Source organism: Mesorhizobium sp. M1312 (assembly GCF_040318115.1).
GTDB lineage: Bacteria > Pseudomonadota > Alphaproteobacteria > Rhizobiales > Rhizobiaceae > Mesorhizobium.
Map to the genome: position 1 here is coordinate 90,750 of NZ_JAMYLQ010000004.1, position 18,579 is coordinate 109,328.

Below are 18,579 nucleotides of genomic sequence, written 5' to 3' on the forward strand. Positions count from 1 at the left end.
TGCAGCATGAAACGTATAATCGCAGCGGCCGTTTTGATGGCGGTCAGTTCGGGAGCAGCTCTTGCCGGTGGAACGCATGCCGGTGGCCATGGCGACAAAGCCGCCACGATGCCGATCGGCAGCCCTGGCGAGGCTGGCAAGGCAAAGCGGACTGTCAACATCTCGATGTCGGAGAAAGACGACGGGAAGATGTTGTTCCAACCGGCCGTGCTCAAGGTGAGGAAGGGCGAGACCGTTCGCCTGAAGTTCGTCAACAAGGGCCAAGTCGACCACGAATTCGTCATGGACGTCCATGAGGGGATCATGGAGCACAAGGCGCTGATGGAGAAATTCCCCGAGATGGAGCACGCCGATCCCAACGCGATCCGGCTGGCGCCCGGCGCCAGAGGCGAGATCATCTGGACGTTCGCCAACGCCGGCGAATTCGGCTTCGCCTGCCTGGTTCCGGGTCATTACGATTCCGGCATGAAGGGCGACATCACCGTCGCCAATTGACCGACAAACCGCAAAGGAAGCAAACCATGACACTATTGGTAAAGACACTGTCGACACTCACGCTCATGCTCGCCATCGGCGGGAGCGCGCTTGCGCAGGAATTCGTGAAGGGCGAAGTCATCAAGGTCGACGCCAAACAGAAGAAGCTGACGATCAAGCATGAGCCGCTGACCAATCTCGACATGCCGGCGATGACGATGGTGTTCGTCGTTGCGGAGCAGGGCATGCTCGATAAGGTCAAAACGGGTCAGGCGATCGAGTTCAAAGCCGACCGCATCAACGGACGCATCACGGTCACCGGCATCAAGTGATCCGGGACCAGCGCCGCGGGTTGAAAACCAATCCGATGTCGGAAAATTTCGCAGGCAGTCTAGGCGGCCGATATCCGAACAAGGCGGCGCAACTGCTCGGCCCGGCTCCGCGTCGGTCAGACGGCGGGCTGGGCTGCGCAGACTTGTCCGATGCACCGCAATCCCGGTCCTGATATCATGCCCGTCATGATGCTAAGGGCGAAGTTGGAGCGATGAGATGAGACAACTCCTGGGAATTCTGGTCGCGAGTCTGATTGCGGCGACGTCGACCGGATCGGCTGCAGGAGTCGAGGCCGTCTCGGTTTCGCAACTGAAGGAGCATACCCACATCCACGGGCTGGCCGTAGATAGGGAGAATTCCGGCAAGCTCCTGATAGCGACCCACCACGGACTCTTTCGCGCCGGGTCGGACGGAAAGGCAGAGCTCATTTCGCCGGTGCAGGATTTTATGGGGTTCACGCCGGACCCTTCCGACCCGAGGTCGCTCTACGCCAGCGGGCACCCGTCGGCTGGGGGCAATCTCGGTTTCATCGCCTCAGCCGACAATGGCGTTACCTGGAATCAGGTTTCGCCGGGAGCAGACGGCCCGGTCGACTTTCACCAGATGACGGTCAGCTCGGCCGATCCTCAGGTTCTCTACGGCGCCTACGGCGCGCTACAGGTGAGCCGCGATGCCGGGAAGACATGGTCGGTGGTTGGACTGCTGCCCGAAAAGCTGATCGACCTCGCCGCATCGGCAAAGGACGCCGACACGATTTACGCCGCGACTGAAGGAGGCCTGTCGGTCAGCAGGAACGGAGGCCTGATCTGGGAAACGGTCGTCGATGGTGCGCCAGTCAGTCTCGTTGAGGTGACGGCCGACGGTTTCGTCTACGCGTTCGTGGTGGGACGAGGACTTGTCCGGTCCGCGGAGGCTGCTCTGAACTTCGCGCCTCTTTCCAGCGGCTTGAGTGACCGAATCCTGCTGCATCTCGCGGTCGACCCGGCCGACAAGGATCGGATATTCGTGGCGTCTCACCAAGGTGACATCCTGGCCAGCACCGATGGCGGCGTCAACTGGACCGAACTCGGTCGTTGATGCGGTGACACAGTGGATCGTAGGCTGACTGGAAATCTGGCGCTGGCGCTTGTGCTTGCGCTCGCCGCCTTGGTGGCGGTCTTCGTGGTTCTTGTTTTCGGCGGCAAGTCGGGCGGGATCCTCAAGCCCGACGATGCCCCTATGATCGCGCGCGGCGAGGCCGTTTACATGGCGCATTGCGCCTCTTGCCATGGCAAGAACCTCGAAGGTCAACCGGGCTGGAAAGCGCAGGACAAAGATGGATTTCTTCCGGCCCCGCCACACGACGAAAGCGGTCACACCTGGCACCACCCGGACACACTGCTGTTCAGGATAACGAAACTCGGCGTCGCCGAAGCCGCCAACCTCAAGGATTACAAGACGCGGATGCCAGCTTTCGGAGGAATCCTGACCGACGCCGATATCATCGCGGCTTTGTCCTATATCAAGTCGCGCTGGCCGGACGACGTGCGCCGTCGCCACGACGAACTGAACCGCGTCTTCGCGCGGCGGAAATCGTCCGCACGATGAGCCGCATTGTGGCGGCACATCATCGCCGGCGGGCAAGCTCCCGATAAAACGCCTCCGGCGTACGGCTATTTCCGACGCAACATGATGCCAGCGTCCCTTGGGCGGCAAGACGCCGCCGTTGCATGCCATCCAGGCACTAACTCTCGCCGCGACGGATTTCAGGGACAATATCTCGGCCCGTGTCCGCGTCCGATGGATCTCGCCTGCCAAGTGTCGCAGCAGCGCGGAGGCCAGCGCGCGATCGCTTTCGAGCACCGCCATGGCCCTGGTGATCGGTACGGCGCGCACCATCGATTCCTCGGCTGCCAGCGCATCGCAATGGTATCGATCCGCAAACAGCGAAGCCTCGGCCAGGATCGAAGCGGAGCCGGTACGCTGCAACGTCAGCTGGAATCCGTCAGAAAGTGCCCGAACAAGGCGCAATTCTCCCGCGGTGACCAGGAAGAGCGACAGCACCGGGTCGTCCATATGAAACAGGGCGCTGCCGGCAGGGAGAGATTGCTCGCGTCCCGCGAGTTCAAGCAATCGCTCGAAGAGGAGTTCCGACATGATCGCAATCATGTTTCAGGTCCTGCGGTTGGTGTCAAACGTTGCAAGACAAGAAACGCCGGAGATCGCTCGATGAACCGCATTGCCGTGCTGTCCCTCATGCTGGTTTTTCTTGCCGTCCCTCACGGGCTGGCGCAGCAGCATGGCGACCTCAGCCGTCACAAGGCCGCTGCAGAAAAGGACGAAACCACTTCGTCTTACTCCGGAATGGAGGCGCGCCGCGTGAAGGCGCTCTCGGGCGAGCAGATCGCCGACCTAATGGCGGGGCGAGGGATGGGCCTTGCGCTGGCGGCCGAACTCAATTCCTATCCGGGTCCGTCACATCGACCTCCGGGATGCTCTTGGCCTCACCGATGAACAGGCGTCGCGGACCAAGGCGCTGCTGGATCAGATGAGGGCGGAAACCGTCCCGCTCGGAAGACGCATCATCGAGAAAGAGACCGAACTGGACCGCTTGTTTTCCGAACGGAAGATAATTTCGGCGCACCTGGCTGAGATGACAAAACCATCGCCGACGTGCAAGGTGCGCTACGGGCAGCGCACCTGCGCTATCATCTCGATATGGCCGAATTGCTCACCCCTGAGCAGATCGGCCGGTATTCACAGCGTCGCGGATACTCTGGGCAGGTCGATTGAACAGGGCTACGCACGCACCTTTGGTCTCATCAGCGGACACTATTGCGCGACCGCACCTTCCAGATAGACGATGATCGCGGCGCGCTGGGCGGCGTTGGGAACGCCCACTGTCATCGACGTGCCCGGAACCCTTTGGCGCGGTGCCGCGAGGAAGGTATCAAGGGTACCGCCGTCCCAGACGATATCAGACTCCCGCAGCGCTGCCGGAACAGCCGCTCGCCGTCGGCCTACTGCGTGGAAGCGGCGGCCGGCACCAGCAGGCCGGCGGCAGCCAAGAGCGCAGCCAGGAAAGCACGCGCTCGCGTGATGGACGTCGCCGGGGATGCGGTCGCATCTCCGGCGGAAATAACGTTGTTGCGTGTCGTGGCTTGTGAATGGCTCATCGGATGACCTCTGCGGAAACGTTGAGGGGAGGGCTCTGCTGGTGGCCGGAAGTTTCCGGCAGGACCAGCCGCTCACCAGCGAGAGCGGCTGGGTTAAGGAAGGCGCGGGTGGCGACGTGTCCTTAGTTACGACAGCGGTGATCTGACAGCGCAGGAGTTCCGATCGCGGGACGGGTTTCGGTCAAACCGGCAGGGATCGCAGTCCGGTCGGAGGGTTTGTCTCAGGCACGGGCGCCGGGGCAAGCTGCTTGGCCATGTCGATCAGCGGCAACCGGATGACCGCACGAAGGCCGTTGCTCCGGTTTTCCAGCACGATGTCGCCGCCGTGGTGACGGGCGATGGCGCGGGCAATTGACAGGCCGAGCCCGACGCCACCGGTCTCCCGGTTGCGCGACTGCTCCAGGCGGAAGAAGGGGGCGAACACCTGTTCCATATCGCCTGGCGGAATACCGGGTCCGGAGTCCTCGACCACGATATCCAGGCTGTGGGCACTCCGGACCAGGCTCACCTTGGCCTGCTCGCCATATCGAACGGCATTTTCAACGAGGTTGCGGATCGCCCGGCGCAGGGAGTCTGGCCGGCAGCGATACAGCACCTTTGGCTCGTCGCTGACGGTGATGTTTTGGCCCAGATCCGCGAGATCGTCGCAGAGGCTCCCGACCAGCGCCGAAAGATCGACGGTACGCGTCTCCTCCACCGCGGCGTCCTCGCGCGCGAAGGCGAGCGCTGCTTTCGTCATCGTCTGAATTTCCTCGATGGTCTTCAGCATCTTTTCCTGGAGATCGTGATCCTGGACAAATTCCGCGCGCAGCCGGAGCGAGGTCAGCGGCGTGCGCAGGTCGTGGCTGATCGCCGCCAGCATGCGCGTGCGGTCCTCGACGAAGCGCTGCAGGCGCTCCTGCATGCGGTTGAACGCCTCGGCGGTCTGGCGGATGTCGTCCGGCCCTGATTCCGGCAGCCGCGGCACGGCCTCGCCGCGGCCAAAAAGTTCAGCGGCATTGGCGAGCCGTCGCAGCGGACGCGCGATTGCCTGCGCCCCGAAAATCGCTATGGCGGACAGGATGGGTGCGGTGAGCGCCAGCGATATCGCCGATTGCGCCGTCCAGAAGGCGTTCGGCATCGCCTTGGCGTAGGCGGCATTCAGCCAGGTGCTGTCCTCGAGGCGGACAGAAAGGCCCATGCCGTTTGGGGCGGCGTCCATATAGAGAAACTTGGCCGGCCGCGAGAATGGCATGCCATTGCCGGACAAATCCAGCATGCGCGGCGGCACGGAAGGGTCGGCGGCATCGACTGCGGTCGAGGCCTGCCCGTTCATATACGCGGCATACTTGCCGGCAATTCCTGGCAGCGGCTTGGCGAGCTCGGTAAAAGCTTCCTGCTGCCAAGAGAGGGGATTGCTCGGTCCATCCTCCGAGGTCCAGAAGCGCGTATAGGCCGTGCCGCTGACATTGAGGATGTCGGGCCGAAGCGAGGGCGGCGTCGTGTCCAGCAGAAGCGCAAGCGAGGACGTGCGGCTGACGAATTCGCCCTTGGCCGCCGCGTGCAGGGCCTGTCCGCGCTCGTCCCACGAGATCAGGAAGGTGATCGCCTGCGACAGGGCGAGCGCAAGCAGCACCAACATCAGGAAGCGGGCCGCCAGGCTGCGTCTCCACAACAGCATCATGCCTGGGCCACCTCGGCGGTGAAGCAATAGCCGCCGCCCCAGTGCGTCTTGATCAGCATCGGGCTCTTCGGATCCACCTCGATCTTCTTGCGCAGCCGGCTCACCTGGTTGTCGCCGGCCCTGTCGAAACCGTCGGCGGTGCGCCCGACAGTGAGATCGAGCAGCTGATCCCGGCTGAGCACGATCCCGACATGCTCGATGAAGGCGGTGAGAAGGCGGAACTCAGCGGTGCTGAGCGCGACCGCCACGCCGTCGAGCCCGACCAGTTCGCGGCGGCCGACATTCAGCGTCCAGCGGTCGAACCGCAGTGCGTTCGACTTGAGACGACCGCGCTGCGGCGGCAGGCTGTGGACGCGCCTGAGCACAGCCTTGATCCGCGCCAGTCAGGTAGTCGTCGGCCCCGATCTCGAGGCCGACGATCCGGTCGACCTCCTCGGCCATGGCGGTAAGGAAGATGATCGGGACGTCGACCGTTCCGCGCACGTGGCGGCAGGCGGCAATGCCGTCCTCGCCAGGAATCATGACGTCGAGGACGATAAGATCGGGCAGGCTGCGGTCGAGCAGCCGCCTGAGCGCGGCCGTGCTGTCGGCGACGCTGACGCGATACCCTTGCTGGGTGAGGTATTTCCCGACGAGATCGCGGATGTCCCTATGGTCGTCAACGACCGCGATGTGCTGGGCCACTTCCATGCAATGCTCCAAAGCCGCCGCTGAATAGTCGGCCAGTATCGACGATATCTAGTTTGCGTCTACACGGATGATCACCTTCCGCGCCACGGCGGCAATCTGGCGCGGCATCAACAAAGCGTGAGAAGTGTAACGAAATGTATCAGAGCGCAGCGCCTGCGACAGCTTGCGATGAACTGCCGGTCGTCGGGACAAGGTTCTGCGACAGCTTCCGCCTAACTTGGCCTCGTCGCTAGCCCGGACTTCCGGTCTTTGCCGCCAGGCTATGCCGTGCGGCATCCGGACGGCGGTCCTCGCCAGCCTTTGATCGAAAGGATTGCACAATGGCCAGATTGATCATCAACGGCACGCCACGTGACATCGAGGTCGATCCGGACACGCCGCTGCTGTGGGTGATCCGCGAGCAGATCGGGCTTACCGGAACGAAGTACGGTTGCGGCGTTGCCGCCTGTGGCGCCTGCACCATCCATATAGACGGCGTCGCCACGCGCTCCTGCGTGCTTCCGGTGAGCGCGGTCGAGCCCGACCAGCAAATCACCACCATCGAGGGGCTTTCGCCGGACAGCTCGCATCCGGTCCAGCAGGCCTGGCTGGCGCTCGACGTGCCGCAATGCGGCTACTGCCAGGCCGGCATGATCATGGCTGCGGCGGGTCTGCTCATGCAGAACCCGAACCCCGCGGACGAGGATATCAACGTCGAGATCACCAATATCTGCCGCTGCGGCACCTACAATCGGGTGCGCGCAGCAATCAAGCTGGCCGCCAAAAGCGGCGAAGCCACGCAACGCGGTTGAGGAGAACAGTCATGAACGCCATAATTTCCCTCTCCCGCCGCAACTTCATCATTGGCGTGGCCGCCACGGCCGGCGGCCTGTCCCTCGGATTCAACGTGCCGTTCATCAAGCCGGCACGTGCCGAGGGCGCCGAGACGGCGCCGGAGATCAATGCCTGGGGGTGATCAGGCCCGACGAGACGGTGGTCATCCGCATCGCCCGTTCCGAGATGGGGCAGGGGACGCTGACCGGCCTGGCGCAACTCGTCGCCGAGGAGTTGAATTGCGACTGGTCAAAGGTCACGACCGAATATCCGTCGCCGGCCCAGAACCTGGCGCGCGACCGCGTGTGGGGCAATTTCTCGACCGGCGGCAGCCGCGGTATCCGCGAATCGCACGAGTATGTGCGCATTGGTGGCGCCATCGCACGCGAAATGCTGATCGCTGCAGCGGCCGCCGAATGGGGCGTGCCGGCCAGCGAATGCACCGCAAGGATGGGCATGGTCACGCATGCGGCATCAGATCGCGCCACCTTTTATGGACAGTTGGCCGCCGCCGCCGCGCGGATGACGCCGCCTGCCAATGTCACGCTGAAGGACCCGAAGGATTGGACCATAGCCGGCAAGCCGCTGCCGCGGCTCGACACGGCCGACAAGCTTAACGGCAGCCAGGTCTACGGCGCCGATCTCAAGCTGCCGAACATGCTCAACGCCGCGATCCGGGCCTGCCCGTATTTCGGCGGCAAGGTGGAGAGTTTTGACGCGGCGGCGGTCGCGGCCATGCCCGGCGTGCGCACCGTCGTTCAGGTCGACGAAACCGCCGTTGCGGTTGTCGCCGACACGTGGTGGCGGCCCAAGACCGCTCTCGATGCCCTGCCGGTCGTCTGGGACGAAGGTCCCAACAGGCAGGTCACCAGCGCCTCGATCGCAGCGATGCTCGAAGAGGGGCTCGGCGCAAATGACGCCTTCATTGGCGCCAAGCAAGGTGACGCCGGTGCTGCGCTGTCCGCAGCCGGCCGGACGGTCACGGCGACCTATGCCTTCCCCTATCAGAACCATGCGACGATGGAGCCGATGAACGCGACGGCGCTCTACACGCCGGAGCGCTGCGAGGTATGGGTGCCGACCCAGAATGGCGAGGCCAGCCTTGCTGCAGCGGCCGAGGCCGCCGGCCTGCCGGTGCAGCAATGCGAGGTGCACAAGATTCATCTCGGCGGCGGCTTCGGCCGGCGCGGCAACTTCCAGGACTATGTGCGCCAGGCGGTGAGCATTGCCAAGCAGCTGCCGGGAACGCCGGTAAAGCTCATGTGGTCGCGCGAAGAGGACATGCTGCACGGCGCCTACCACCCGACCACGCGATGCCGGCTGACGGGCGCGCTCGACGCGGACGGCAACCTGACCGCTCTGCACATGCGCATATCCGGCCAGTCGATCCTTGCCGCGGTGCGGCCGGAAGCCATGCAGAACGGTATGGACCCGGTGGTCTTCCAAGGCCTCGTCCTCAGCGGCACGGAAGGCACGCTTGGCTATACGGTGGACAATCTGCTTGTCGACCATGCCATGCGCAACCCGCCGATCCCGCCAGGCTTCTGGCGCGGCGTCAACCTCAACCAGAATGCGCTTTACGTCGAGTGCTTCATCGACGAACTCGCCCATGCGGCCGGCGTCGACCCGCTCGCCTTCCGACGAAGGCTGATGGTCAACCATCCAAAACACCTCGCCGTGCTGGAGGCAGTTGCCGAACGGATCGGCTGGGACATCCCGCCCGCGGCCGGCGTTCACCGCGGCCTGGCGCAGATCATGGGCTTCGGCAGTTATGTGGCGGCAGCAGCGGAGGTTTCGGTCACCGACGGGCAGCTCAGGATCCACCGGATCGTGGCGGCCACCGATCCGGGTCATGTCGTCAACCCCGCACAAGTGGAGCGGCAGGTCGAAGGTTCCTTCGTCTACGGCCTTTCCGCCTGCATTTACGGCGAATGCACCGTCAATGGCGGCCGCATGGAGCAGGAGAATTTCGACAGCTACGAGGTTGTGCGCATGGCCGACATGCCGGAGGTGGAGACGATCATCATGCCATCCGGCGGCTTCTGGGGCGGCGTCGGCGAGCCGACCATCGCGGTCGCCGCGCCGGCCGTCCTCAACGCGATTTTCGCCGTCACCGGCAAGCGCATCCGCACGCTGCCGCTGAAGAACCATGACCTCGCATGACAATGAGGCGCGCGAAGAACAGGCGCGGCGGACGATCTTTTGTGCCTGTTCTGCTTGCGGGGCTCGTGGCCAGCGCCCCGGCATGGGCCGACGCGGCGCCCGGTGCGACGGCTTGCACCGGCTGTCACGGGCCGGCGGCGCTCGGCTCAGCCATCCCTTCGCTCGACGGCCATGCGGCGGACGACATCGTCGCTCAGATGCAAGCCTTCCGTTCCGGTGAGCGCAAGGCGACGGTCATGGACCGGGTCGCCAGGGGATTTACCGAGGAGGAGACGCGCGCCATCGCCGAATGGCTCGCCAAACCGGAGGCGGCGCGCCATGCCCAACCGTAGAGCCTTGATCAGCGGTGCGGCGGCCAGCGTCGCCGCTGCCGTCCTTGCCGCGCCGCAGGTACGCGCACAGGCGCAGCCCCGTGTGATCGTCATCGGCGGCGGCTTTGCCGGGGCAAGCTGCGCACGCGCATTGAAACAGCTGGATCGCGACCTTGCCGTGACGCTGATCGAGCCAGAGACCGCTTATCTGGCCTGCCCGTTCAGAAGACTACGAGGCACAGGTAGCGCAGGCAGAGGACGAGCGGCAGCGGGGTTACGAACCGCCGTTGCAGGCGACCGTGCGGGATCTGAGCTCCTATGAACTCGTGTTCCTGGGTTCCGATCTAGGGAATGACCGCGCCTTCCGTTATACGCTCGTTCCTGTCGCTGCACGACCTGTCGGGCAAGACGCTGGTGCCGTTCATTACGCATGGCGGCTACGGGCTCGGCAACCGCCTCGCCATAGTCGCCGAGCATGCACCCAGTGCCCGTCTGATCGCGACCAGGCGCGAGACGCTTCGAGAGGTCACTCGGTGGCTCGCGAGCGTCGAGATAGGCCGTTAGCCTGAGTTGTACATGCCCCCGCTCGTGCGTTCTGCACTTGGGGCTTCGGTCGACCTGCGCCTACTTCTTCCAATTTTGCAGAAGCGGGCCCTTGCTCCCATAGACGGGATCCTTGCGTGGACGACCTACCTTCTGGATCGTCGCGACCGCGCCATCATGCTCCTGGGCAGTCGTGCATTCGTCATAGGTCCCAAATGGAGGGTAGGCGCCGACAACTAGAAAATCGTCGGATGCCGAAAGGCATTGGTGCCCGGTGCCGGCCGGAAGAACCGCGACGTCGCCGGCCTTCAGTGACAGGGTTCGGCCCTTTTTGCCTCCAAACCGGACTTTGGCCGTCCCGGCCCGCCACCCCGAGCACCTCATGTATTCGCGAATGGTAGTGAACGTAGTCGTAGATGCCATTCCGCCAGCTGTCCCCCCATCCATTGGCCTCGAAAAGCTCCTCCAAGACGGCTGCGGGATCAAGTTCTTCGGGCAGCCTCACGGCGCCCCGATAGACGACAAGCGGCCAAAACGGATGATTGGGCACCAGGCCATCATCCTGGAACCAAAACTCATTTGCTTTTCGCCGCCTTACAAGATCGGCCACATCTTGCCTGCCCGGTCTTGCGATACCGGTAACCCGCTCGACAGCTTTCTTGGTACTCTGCAGAATGCTCATGATGTAGCCTTGCATTGCTGGTTGTCAGAGGACGACTCTTCATGCCGATTCAACCGGCTACATGCCGGTCGGTTCCGCTACCTTTTGGCCCACGGCAATGCAGCCGGATTTGTTCGATGACCGCAGGAGATATTCCGCATGAGTAACGTGGTAACGCTGCATGGTGACAAACGCTGGAAAGCGGTTCTTGTCTACGGCCACCAGAACGGCCCGATTACGATCGAACATTATCTTGAAGAGATTTCCGAGCTTCATAACATCATCGAACACGGTCCGGACTGGAACACGCTGATTGCGTGCACGGTGACAATCAACCGTCCCGACGGTGGTGAGGAGCAGAACAGCGAGGAAAAGGAGGTACGCCGTGAACATCGGTGAGATCGCGGATAAGTTCATCCGAGCGGCCGAGATCGAGCGCGTCAGCCACTAGCAAGTCGGGCCGCGCAGCGGGCGCGTACCATGGCCAGTTGGCTTCCAATTGCGGCGGCAAAATCGCATAAGGGTCACGTTTGAGCGCGCGCACCTGTCAAATTGCTCAATCGTTCCGACCCGGCGTTGGACGGGATGAGACAGAAAAAGACAATGGAGAATAAGATAAACCACAAACTTGCTGTGGCGCCTATGATGGACTGGACGGACGTCGCGAAAAGCAATTGTATTCAGCAACTTAGTGGAATCAATTCCTCTAAGTTGTACTGTCGTTGTACTCGTCCGGAGCGCTTGGGCAAAAACCGGGCGCATTTCGGGGAAGGGGGCACGAATGGCGGATAGGGGTCCTGTCGGTCATCTGGGGATTACTGGACTCCAGGCGCAACGAAGCCACGGGAGCGCTACATCCTCTGCCCTCGTCGGGTTGGTCAGAGGCAGGCCGATTTCCGACCGAACCATGGGGACATCATTCAACCCGGCCGTCTTGAAACGAACCGCGATGTCGCTTTCACTTCGCAGACAAAATATGCGACCGAAAACACCCTGGCCTTGCGGCCGATGAAGCTGCCGCTGGTACGAAGCATCCTCGCCAACTCGACGAGCATCGCCGTCTTTTCACCGCCGGGCCGCGAGCCGATTGCAATGACCGTTCCAAGCCGGATCAAGCCTTCTACGAGATAGCCGGCCGCATTGGCATGCCCGACGAGGTATTCGTCGGCGGTAATGAGGCGGACAATGGACTGCGCGGCGGCACCGCTGGGCAGAGCTTTCCGGTCGAGCTTTTCGTCGGCAAGTGCCGCACCAGTGACGGTGGTGACGGGTTTGTTCGTTTGCGTCCACGGTGATCGACAATGTGTGAGAGAGTTTCGAGGGATGGCCGTGCGCGTCAAGCGAGTGTTCCGCTCACATCTCCGGGGCTGGGGTTTTAGATGCGAAGATCATCGTCGCTGGGCTTTGTCGCCCCGCGAGCTTGGCTAGTCCACAAGTTGAAAGCGACGTCGGGTCCATGGCCCAAATCATGCCGACTTTGCCGTGGTCGTGATGCGGACGGCGTTCTGCCGGCAATTATTGCGTGATCTGCAATAGTGTTTTGTGCTGGCCCCAGTTCATCCCACGACAAGATAGCTGCATAAATCCCACGCTGGCGGTTGAGGGGGACCGTGGCGCAACGCGGAGAACCCGATTGCGCCAGTAGAGCGACAGTCACCAACGTGGAGGAGCAGATGAAAAACCTATCGTTTAAGGCCGTGCTGTTGGCGAGCCTAGCCGCAACAGCCGCAATGGGCGTCGTACAGTCAGCAAGCGCTGCCGACGAGAAATACGTCCTGATCCACCATTCCCCTGACAGCGAGACATTCTGGAACACCGTCAAGAACGGCGCCAGCTTGGCAGCAAAGGAAGTCGGTGCAACCGTCACGTTCCGCAATCCGCCGTCCGGCGACTTGGCGGACATGGTGCGCATCATCCAGCAGACGACCGCCGAGAAGCCCGACGGGATCATCGTTACCATCCCCGATCTCGAAACAGTGGGCGGCGCTATCGCAGACGCGGTTGCCCAGGGTATCCCTGTCGTGACGATGAACACGGGCACGGCCGAGGAATCCAAAAAACTCGGTGCTCTGCTCCACGTCGGTCAGCCTGAATATGAAGCCGGCAAGGGCGCCGGTGAACGAGCAAAAGCCGAAGGCATGAAGTCGTTCCTCTGCGTGAACAGCTTGTTCCCCAATGTGGCGGGGCAGCAGCGCTGTGAAGGCTTCGCGGAGGGTCTGGGCGTGCCTCTGGGCGAGCAGATGATCGATTCCGGCACCGACGCAGCGGAAATCGCCAACCGTGTGAAAGCTTACCTCTCAAGTCATCCGGATACGAGTGCCGTTTTGACCCTCGGCCCCATGACCGCGATTCCCACGATCAAAGCGCTGAAGGACAATGGGATGGCGGGCGACATCTACTTCGCGACCTTCGATCTCAATCCTGACATTTCGCAGGCGATCAAAGATGGCGTCATCAACTTCGCCATCGACCAGCAGCCTTTCCTGCAGGGCTACCTGCCGGTCATCACGCTGACCAATGATCTCCGCTATGGCGTGCTGCAGGCCAATTCGGTGCTTTCGGGGCCGGGGTTTGTCACCAAGGACAACCTTTCTCTCGTCGAGTCGCTGGCCGGCAAGTACCGGTAAGCGCCTCGCCTCCCGGGGGCGGAAGCGACGTGCGCTTCCGCCTTCGTCCTTGCGGATCTCTTTTGCGGGCAAGATCAGATGACGTCCATTAGCACCGACGAGCGCCTTAAGCGGAACTCACTCCTGCGTCGAGCGCTCGTTCGCCCGGAGCTTGGAGCAATTGGCGGCACGGCAGCCGTGTTCGCTTTCTTCCTCATTCTCGCCGGCGGCACCCAGATGTTCGCCCTGGATGGTGTCATTAACTGGAGCACCGTTTCGGCGCAGTTCATTGTGCTGGCCGTGGGCGTGTCGTTGTTGATGATCGCAGGCGAGTTCGATCTTTCACTCGGGTCAATGGTGGGCTTTTCCGGCATGGTCTTCGGCCTGCTGGTCATCCACGTTGGCATTCCAGTCTGGGTAGCGATCGTGCTGACCTTTGCGGTCTGTGCCTTGATAGGCACCATCAACGGCGTTCTGGTTATTCGCACGGGTCTTCCGTCTTTTGTCGTGACGCTGGCCTTCATGTTCATCCTTCGCGGCGCGACGATCTGGAGTGCGATCACCTTCAACAAACAGCCGGTCGTATCGGGGATCAGTGATGCCGCAGCGGGCGACCCCATCGCCTGGCTTTTCGGAGGTAAAGCGTTCACAGGCCTGTTCACCTGGCTTGGCCAGCAGGGCATCATCGAAACGTACACCCGAGGCACACGGCTAGGGCAACCGATCGTCGATGGCATTCCCATGCTGATACTTTGGGCCATCGGCCTGGTGATCGTCGGGCAGTGGGTTCTGACCCGTACCAAGTTCGGCAACTGGATCTACGCCGCCGGCGGTGACCCACAGGCTGCCCGCAACGTCGGTGTCCCCGTGGCTCGAGTGAAGGTACTGATGTTTATCGTTGCCGCAATATGCGCAGCGCTGCTCGGCATTTCTCAAGCGATAGAGTTCGGGTCGGCTGCGTCCGATCGCGGCATTATGACGGAATTCGAGGCGATCATTTGTGTCGTTTTCGGCGGTGCATTGCTGACCGGTGGATACGGGTCTGTAGTGGGCGCCGCTCTCGGTGCCGTTATTTTCGGTGTGGTCCAGCAGGGCCTGTTTTTCACCAACGTCGAGAGCTCGCTCTTCCGAGTGTTCCTTGGCACGATCCTTCTCGGCGCAGTTGTGGCCAACACGTACATCCGCCGCTCGATCACTGGAGAGAGGTGATGACCACGCCAATTTTGGAAATGATCGACATCCAGAAGCACTTTGGCCGCATCATCGCCCTGTCCGGCGTGTCGTTCAGCGTCATGCCGGGGGAATGTCACTGCCTGCTCGGTGACAACGGCGCCGGTAAGTCGACGTTCATCAAGACGATGTCGGGAGCCCATACCCCGACTGTTGGCGAGATGAGGGTAGCGGGCGACACCGTTCATTTCACAAGCCCTCGCGAGGCGCTCGCTGCCGGCATCGCCACCGTATATCAGGACCTTGCCATGATCCCGCTGATGAGCGTCAGCCGGAATTTCTGGCTCGGCCGCGAGCCAGAGGTCGGCTTCGGACCCTTACGCTGGCTGGATTTCAAGAAGGCCGATGCCATCACACTCGAGCAGATGAAGCAAATGGGTATCAATTTGCGGGAGCCAGGTCAGGCGGTTGGCACTCTGTCGGGAGGCGAACGACAGACCGTCGCGATCGCGCGTGCCGTCTATTTCGGCGCCAAGGCACTCATTCTCGATGAGCCGACTTCGGCGCTTGGCGTGCGCCAGACCGCCAATGTGCTGACGACAATCGACCGGGTCCGCAAGAAGGGCATAGGCGTCGTGTTCATCACTCACAATGTCCGGCGCGCAATGGCGGTCGGAGACCGGTTTACCGTTCTCAACCGCGGCAAGACGCTTGGCACGGCCGATCGTGGGCATATCTCATCAGAAGAACTGCAAAGTTTGATGGCCGGCGGGGAGGAACTCGCCCAGCTCGAAGCATCGCTCGGAAAAACGATCTAGGGATCGCGTCGGAGGGCGGCCCGGATTGGGAGCCCCACCGAGAGGAGGTCGAATTGTCAAAGTACCTGAATGAGCAGAACTCGGTCGAAACAGTCCTCGCGAGGATGGGCGATGGAACGAATGCTCGTCTTCGTACCGTTATGGAGTCGCTGATCAATCACCTCCATGGTTTCATTCGCGATGTCGAACTTACCGAGGCAGAGTGGGAGATTGCAATCGCGTTTCTGACCCGTACTGGGCAGATGTGCAGCGACACGCGGCAGGAATTTATCCTGCTTTCGGACGTGCTCGGTGTTTCGATGCTCGTGGACGCGATCAATCATCGGCGTCCTACCGGTGCCACCGAGAACACGGTGTTTGGTCCATTCCATGTCGACGGGTCGCCCGAGCGGCAGATGGGTGAAAACATCAACCTCGATGGCAAGGGTGAGCTTTGCCTCTTTGAGGGCCGGGTCCTTGACCTGGACGGTAATCCAATCGAGGACGCCTATGTCGACGTTTGGTCAGACAACGACGAAGGCTTCTACGACGTTCAGCAGCCTGACATACAGCCGCCGTTCAACAACCGTGGTATTTTCAGGACTGGCGCAGATGGTCGATACAGCTTCGTGGGAATCAAGCCGACTTCATACCCCATTCCAAACGACGGTCCGGTGGGGCAAATGCTCGAACAGCTCGAGCGTCATCCTTTCCGCCCTGCGCACGTGCATTTCCTGGTTGGCGCGATCGGCTACGACCGCCTCTGTACGCACATCTTCGTCTCGGGAGACCCGTACCTGGAGTCGGATTCCGTGTTTGGGGTGAAGCATACGTTGATTGTCGCGTTCGAGCCGCTCGTCGACGCGGCGACGAAGTGGAATGTTAAGTTCGACTTCGTCCTGAAGCGACTGTAGAACCCTCGCTCGCGGTATATTTCAAAGGCAAGGGCTGACAATCGCGCGGCGGCGGCTGCGACCGCAGGCCTGGCGGCTAAACGCCGAGGTCGACTAAGATCTTCATTTTGGTCCCGCTCGGATCCATCAGCGGCTTGAATCCCTTCTCGACGATGTCGTCCAAGGCGATCGTGTCATCGATCAGGCGTTCGACCGGCAAACGGCCGCTCTCGATCATTGCGTAAACACGCGGCCATAGTGTCGTCGGGTAGCAGAGCGACCCCTGCAGTCGAATATCACGCGTGATCAGGTCAAAAGGTGAGAACTCGACCTTAGCGTTGGTGAGGCCGACCAGCACCACCGTTGCCTGCGAGCGCACCGACTTGATGCAGTCGGCAATAGCTCGCGGGTTGCCCGCGCACTCGATCGCTGAATCGCATCCGAGGCGCTCGAATGTGTGCTCTCGAATAAAGTCTGCAAGCGGCGTCTTGGTAGGGTCGATCGTGATGACCGGAATGCCCAATGACCCGATGCGTTTGCGGCGGGCAGCATTGGGTTCGCTGAGGAAGATCTTGCCGGCGCCAGCAACGTGGGCGGCCATGACCGTAAGCGCCCCGATTGGGCCGCCACCAGTGATCAGGATCGAGCCGCCCGGCTCAAGCCCGCTGCGGTCGACTGCTGTCACCGCGACAGCCGCCGGCTCCACCATCGCTCCCTGTTCAAAAGTCAAGGTGTGAGGCATTTTGACAGTCGCGGATGCCTTCATGACCGCGAAATCCGCGAACCCGCCCCAATTCCATGTCAGGCCAGTCGCGGCCCCGCGAGTGCCAAGGAAATGGAGGCCGCGGACGCCGAAAAAACCATCGGCCGGACCCATGTGCGGCTGAATCGCCACGCGGTCGCCCAGCTTCAGATGGGACACGTCGCTCCCAACGGCCGCGATTTCACCGCTGAACTCGTGGCCGAGGATCTGCGGAATTGAGGCCCCCGAGAAAGGGTTGGGCTGAGACGATACGAAGTGGGGTCCGTCGGCAAACTCATGCAGATCGGTGCCGCAAATGCCGCACAATCTGTTGCGGACAAGAACTTCATCCGGCTGCAGATCGACCGGATCTGGAAGTTCCTCAACTCGGACGTCGCCTTTGGCGTAGAAGCGGGCAGCTCTCATTTTCGAAATCCTTTGGAAAGTGGCGGCGCTTGCAGCGCCAGAAAAATCAGATGTAGTGTCAGGGCGAGTAGGGGGCCTGAAGCGCCTGCAATCATAGCGCCAAGCCAACCAAAGCTCTCAATCGCCCAGACGCCGACGCTGGCGCCAGCCGCCCCACCGACGAAGAAGGCTGCCATGAAGAGGCCGTTGAGGCGAGCGCGTTCGTTAGGGTGAGCGGAAAAGAGCTCACGCTGGCTCATCACCAGGGACACGGGGACGGCGCCGTCGAGAAGGAGGGCACCAACCAGCAGGGCCGCCAGCCCCACCACGCCACCCGATCCGCCCCAGCCGGCGACGATCCAGGATAGGACGCCGGCGCTGAGGGAGAGCGTCGTTCCCAAGGTGATCGCTCCGCGGTCAGCTACCCTCCCGGCCAGAGGTGACATGATCGCGCCTGCGGCACCCGCCAGCGCCACGAGTGCGATCTGAACTTGGTCGAGGCTGTAGGGCGGCCTGCTCAGAAGGAGGGGCAGGGCCGTCCAGAAGAGGGTGTAGGAATAGAACATCAGAAACTGGTATGCGGCCCTACGTTGAAGCAAGCGATTTTCCCAAGCGAGCGAAGCCATGGATTTCAGCATCGCTCCATAACCAAGCTTGCTTTCGGGCTGTCGCGCCGGCATCCGCGCGAGGATCAGCACAGCAGCACCCAGGCAGATGGCTGCAGAGAAAAAGAAGACCGACCGCCAACCGAAAGGACCGGTGATCAAGCTCGACAAAGGCCGAGACAACATGATGCCGGTCAGGATGCCCGCCATCACGCGCCCAACCATCAATCCCTGGCGCTTTGGGTCGGAAAGCGCGGCCGCGTAAGGAAGCAGGATCTGGACAGACACTGACCCGATGCCGATGCAAAAACACGCGATTAGAAAAAGCGTCGGCGAGGTTGTCAGTGCCATGGTGATCGAGGCGGCGAAGCCGACGACGAGCACTGCCTAAAGCCAGTCGTCGGTTCTCGATCGCGTCAGCGAGCGGCACTAAAAGGAGGAGCCCAAGACAATAGCCCAGCTGGGCAAGCGTCACGATGATACCAGCACCTTCGGGAGCTAACCCAAGCGTGCCGGCAATTTCCCCGACGATGGGCTGTGCGAAATAGAGATTCG

The 18,579-nt window shown here is 62.0% G+C and carries 18 protein-coding genes and 4 pseudogenes; 14 read left to right on the plus strand and 8 right to left on the minus strand.

The genetic code is table 11. The annotated features are described in order from the left end of the window. Positions 1–6 precede the first annotated feature (6 nt). The 4 genes from NKH36_RS07340 (at position 7) to NKH36_RS07355 (ending at position 2,394) form a co-directional block, all read left to right on the plus strand. Positions 7–495: a cupredoxin domain-containing protein gene (locus tag NKH36_RS07340; protein ID WP_352958229.1), complete on the plus strand. Its 489-nt coding sequence runs from the start codon at positions 7–9 to the stop codon at positions 493–495. Positions 496–521: 26 nt separating this feature from the next. Beyond that, on the plus strand, positions 522–806 hold the full coding sequence (locus tag NKH36_RS07345) for a copper-binding protein (protein WP_352958228.1): 285 nt from the start codon (positions 522–524) through the stop codon (positions 804–806). Positions 807–1,023: 217 nt separating this feature from the next. Further along, positions 1,024–1,884 carry a WD40/YVTN/BNR-like repeat-containing protein gene (locus NKH36_RS07350; protein ID WP_352958227.1) on the plus strand — a complete coding sequence of 287 codons (861 nt, stop codon included), beginning with the start codon at positions 1,024–1,026 and terminating at the stop codon, positions 1,882–1,884. 51 nt (positions 1,885–1,935) lie between these two features. Next, complete coding sequence (locus NKH36_RS07355; RefSeq protein WP_352958226.1) at positions 1,936–2,394, plus strand: c-type cytochrome; 459 nt, start codon at positions 1,936–1,938, stop codon at positions 2,392–2,394. A gap of 306 nt (positions 2,395–2,700) precedes the next feature. Here the strand turns inward: NKH36_RS07355 and NKH36_RS07360 are convergent. From NKH36_RS07360 to NKH36_RS07375, 4 genes and pseudogenes are all read right to left on the minus strand, one after another. Further along, a pseudogene (locus NKH36_RS07360) lies at positions 2,701–2,955 on the minus strand (cyclic nucleotide-binding domain-containing protein); the annotation flags it as partial. Positions 2,956–3,806: 851 nt separating this feature from the next. Next, positions 3,807–3,962 (minus strand): hypothetical protein, encoded by a 156-nt coding sequence (locus NKH36_RS07365; protein WP_352958225.1) that lies wholly within the window; start codon positions 3,960–3,962, stop codon positions 3,807–3,809. Positions 3,963–4,143: 181 nt separating this feature from the next. Continuing rightward, positions 4,144–5,625, minus strand: a complete 1,482-nt coding sequence (locus NKH36_RS07370) for an ATP-binding protein (protein WP_352958224.1) — start codon at positions 5,623–5,625, stop codon at positions 4,144–4,146. Beyond that, positions 5,622–6,315: pseudogene (locus NKH36_RS07375) on the minus strand (response regulator). Before NKH36_RS07375 ends, NKH36_RS07370 begins: the two are co-directional and overlap by 4 nt. A 320-nt stretch (positions 6,316–6,635) precedes the next feature. Here NKH36_RS07375 and NKH36_RS07380 point away from each other — a divergent pair. The 5 genes and pseudogenes from NKH36_RS07380 to NKH36_RS07400 all read left to right on the plus strand — a co-directional run bounded on the left by NKH36_RS07380 (position 6,636) and on the right by NKH36_RS07400 (position 10,166). Beyond that, positions 6,636–7,106: a (2Fe-2S)-binding protein gene (locus NKH36_RS07380; RefSeq protein ID WP_352958223.1), complete on the plus strand. Its 471-nt coding sequence runs from the start codon at positions 6,636–6,638 to the stop codon at positions 7,104–7,106. Positions 7,107–7,117: 11 nt separating this feature from the next. Beyond that, positions 7,118–9,291: pseudogene (locus tag NKH36_RS07385) on the plus strand (xanthine dehydrogenase family protein molybdopterin-binding subunit). After that, positions 9,288–9,623 carry a c-type cytochrome gene (locus NKH36_RS07390; RefSeq protein WP_352960960.1) on the plus strand — a complete coding sequence of 112 codons (336 nt, stop codon included), beginning with the start codon at positions 9,288–9,290 and terminating at the stop codon, positions 9,621–9,623. Before NKH36_RS07385 ends, NKH36_RS07390 begins: the two are co-directional and overlap by 4 nt. Then, positions 9,610–9,924, plus strand: a complete 315-nt coding sequence (locus tag NKH36_RS07395) for an FAD-dependent oxidoreductase (RefSeq protein WP_352958221.1) — start codon at positions 9,610–9,612, stop codon at positions 9,922–9,924. Before NKH36_RS07390 ends, NKH36_RS07395 begins: the two co-directional genes overlap by 14 nt. A 29-nt stretch (positions 9,925–9,953) precedes the next feature. Next, on the plus strand, positions 9,954–10,166 hold the full coding sequence (locus tag NKH36_RS07400; RefSeq protein ID WP_352958220.1) for a flavodoxin: 213 nt from the start codon (positions 9,954–9,956) through the stop codon (positions 10,164–10,166). 60 nt (positions 10,167–10,226) lie between these two features. On the opposite strand, the pseudogene NKH36_RS07405 reads toward NKH36_RS07400, so the two are convergent. After that, positions 10,227–10,827: pseudogene (locus NKH36_RS07405) on the minus strand (cupin domain-containing protein). 138 nt (positions 10,828–10,965) lie between these two features. Here NKH36_RS07405 and NKH36_RS07410 point away from each other — a divergent pair. Continuing rightward, positions 10,966–11,205, plus strand: coding sequence for a hypothetical protein (locus tag NKH36_RS07410; protein WP_352958219.1), 240 nt, complete (start codon positions 10,966–10,968; stop codon positions 11,203–11,205). A gap of 521 nt (positions 11,206–11,726) precedes the next feature. On the opposite strand, the gene NKH36_RS07415 is transcribed toward NKH36_RS07410, so the two are convergent. Continuing rightward, on the minus strand, positions 11,727–12,146 hold the full coding sequence (locus tag NKH36_RS07415; protein ID WP_352958218.1) for a hypothetical protein: 420 nt from the start codon (positions 12,144–12,146) through the stop codon (positions 11,727–11,729). Positions 12,147–12,416: 270 nt separating this feature from the next. On the opposite strand from NKH36_RS07415, the gene NKH36_RS07420 reads away from it, so the two are divergent. The 4 genes from NKH36_RS07420 to NKH36_RS07435 all read left to right on the plus strand — a co-directional run bounded on the left by NKH36_RS07420 (position 12,417) and on the right by NKH36_RS07435 (position 16,293). After that, positions 12,417–13,433, plus strand: a complete 1,017-nt coding sequence (locus NKH36_RS07420; protein ID WP_352958217.1) for a sugar ABC transporter substrate-binding protein — start codon at positions 12,417–12,419, stop codon at positions 13,431–13,433. Between the two features lie 78 nt (positions 13,434–13,511). Then, positions 13,512–14,621, plus strand: coding sequence for an ABC transporter permease (locus NKH36_RS07425; RefSeq protein WP_352958216.1), 1,110 nt, complete (start codon positions 13,512–13,514; stop codon positions 14,619–14,621). Then, the gene (locus tag NKH36_RS07430; protein ID WP_352958214.1) at positions 14,621–15,400 is read left to right on the plus strand and encodes an ATP-binding cassette domain-containing protein; all 780 of its coding nucleotides are present in this window, start codon (positions 14,621–14,623) and stop codon (positions 15,398–15,400) included. Before NKH36_RS07425 ends, NKH36_RS07430 begins: the two co-directional genes overlap by 1 nt. Positions 15,401–15,504: 104 nt before the next feature. Further along, positions 15,505–16,293 carry an intradiol ring-cleavage dioxygenase gene (locus NKH36_RS07435; protein ID WP_502911991.1) on the plus strand — a complete coding sequence of 263 codons (789 nt, stop codon included), beginning with the start codon at positions 15,505–15,507 and terminating at the stop codon, positions 16,291–16,293. A gap of 76 nt (positions 16,294–16,369) precedes the next feature. Here NKH36_RS07435 and NKH36_RS07440 read toward each other — a convergent pair whose 3' ends face one another. After that, entirely contained in the window at positions 16,370–17,440 is a 1,071-nt protein-coding gene (locus NKH36_RS07440) for a 2,3-butanediol dehydrogenase (protein WP_352960965.1), read from the minus strand. Beyond that, complete coding sequence (locus tag NKH36_RS07445) at positions 17,437–18,408, minus strand: MFS transporter (RefSeq protein WP_352958209.1); 972 nt, start codon at positions 18,406–18,408, stop codon at positions 17,437–17,439. Before NKH36_RS07445 ends, NKH36_RS07440 begins: the two co-directional genes overlap by 4 nt. Positions 18,409–18,579 lie beyond the last annotated feature (171 nt).

What these genes read in the sequence shown, in the direction of transcription:
- NKH36_RS07340 (WP_352958229.1), top strand. Translation starts at nt 7, where the DNA reads ATGAAACGTATAATCGCAGCGGCCGTTTTGATGGCGGTCAGTTCGGGA.
- NKH36_RS07345 (WP_352958228.1), top strand. Translation starts at nt 522, where the DNA reads ATGACACTATTGGTAAAGACACTGTCGACACTCACGCTCATGCTCGCC.
- NKH36_RS07350 (WP_352958227.1), top strand. Translation starts at nt 1,024, where the DNA reads ATGAGACAACTCCTGGGAATTCTGGTCGCGAGTCTGATTGCGGCGACG.
- NKH36_RS07365 (WP_352958225.1), bottom strand. Translation starts at nt 3,962, where the DNA reads ATGAGCCATTCACAAGCCACGACACGCAACAACGTTATTTCCGCCGGA.
- NKH36_RS07370 (WP_352958224.1), bottom strand. Translation starts at nt 5,625, where the DNA reads ATGATGCTGTTGTGGAGACGCAGCCTGGCGGCCCGCTTCCTGATGTTG.
- NKH36_RS07380 (WP_352958223.1), top strand. Translation starts at nt 6,636, where the DNA reads ATGGCCAGATTGATCATCAACGGCACGCCACGTGACATCGAGGTCGAT.
- NKH36_RS07390 (WP_352960960.1), top strand. Translation starts at nt 9,288, where the DNA reads ATGACAATGAGGCGCGCGAAGAACAGGCGCGGCGGACGATCTTTTGTG.
- NKH36_RS07395 (WP_352958221.1), top strand. Translation starts at nt 9,610, where the DNA reads ATGCCCAACCGTAGAGCCTTGATCAGCGGTGCGGCGGCCAGCGTCGCC.
- NKH36_RS07400 (WP_352958220.1), top strand. Translation starts at nt 9,954, where the DNA reads ATGACCGCGCCTTCCGTTATACGCTCGTTCCTGTCGCTGCACGACCTG.
- NKH36_RS07410 (WP_352958219.1), top strand. Translation starts at nt 10,966, where the DNA reads ATGAGTAACGTGGTAACGCTGCATGGTGACAAACGCTGGAAAGCGGTT.
- NKH36_RS07425 (WP_352958216.1), top strand. Translation starts at nt 13,512, where the DNA reads ATGACGTCCATTAGCACCGACGAGCGCCTTAAGCGGAACTCACTCCTG.
- NKH36_RS07430 (WP_352958214.1), top strand. Translation starts at nt 14,621, where the DNA reads ATGACCACGCCAATTTTGGAAATGATCGACATCCAGAAGCACTTTGGC.
- NKH36_RS07435 (WP_502911991.1), top strand. Translation starts at nt 15,505, where the DNA reads ATGGGCGATGGAACGAATGCTCGTCTTCGTACCGTTATGGAGTCGCTG.
- NKH36_RS07440 (WP_352960965.1), bottom strand. Translation starts at nt 17,440, where the DNA reads ATGAGAGCTGCCCGCTTCTACGCCAAAGGCGACGTCCGAGTTGAGGAA.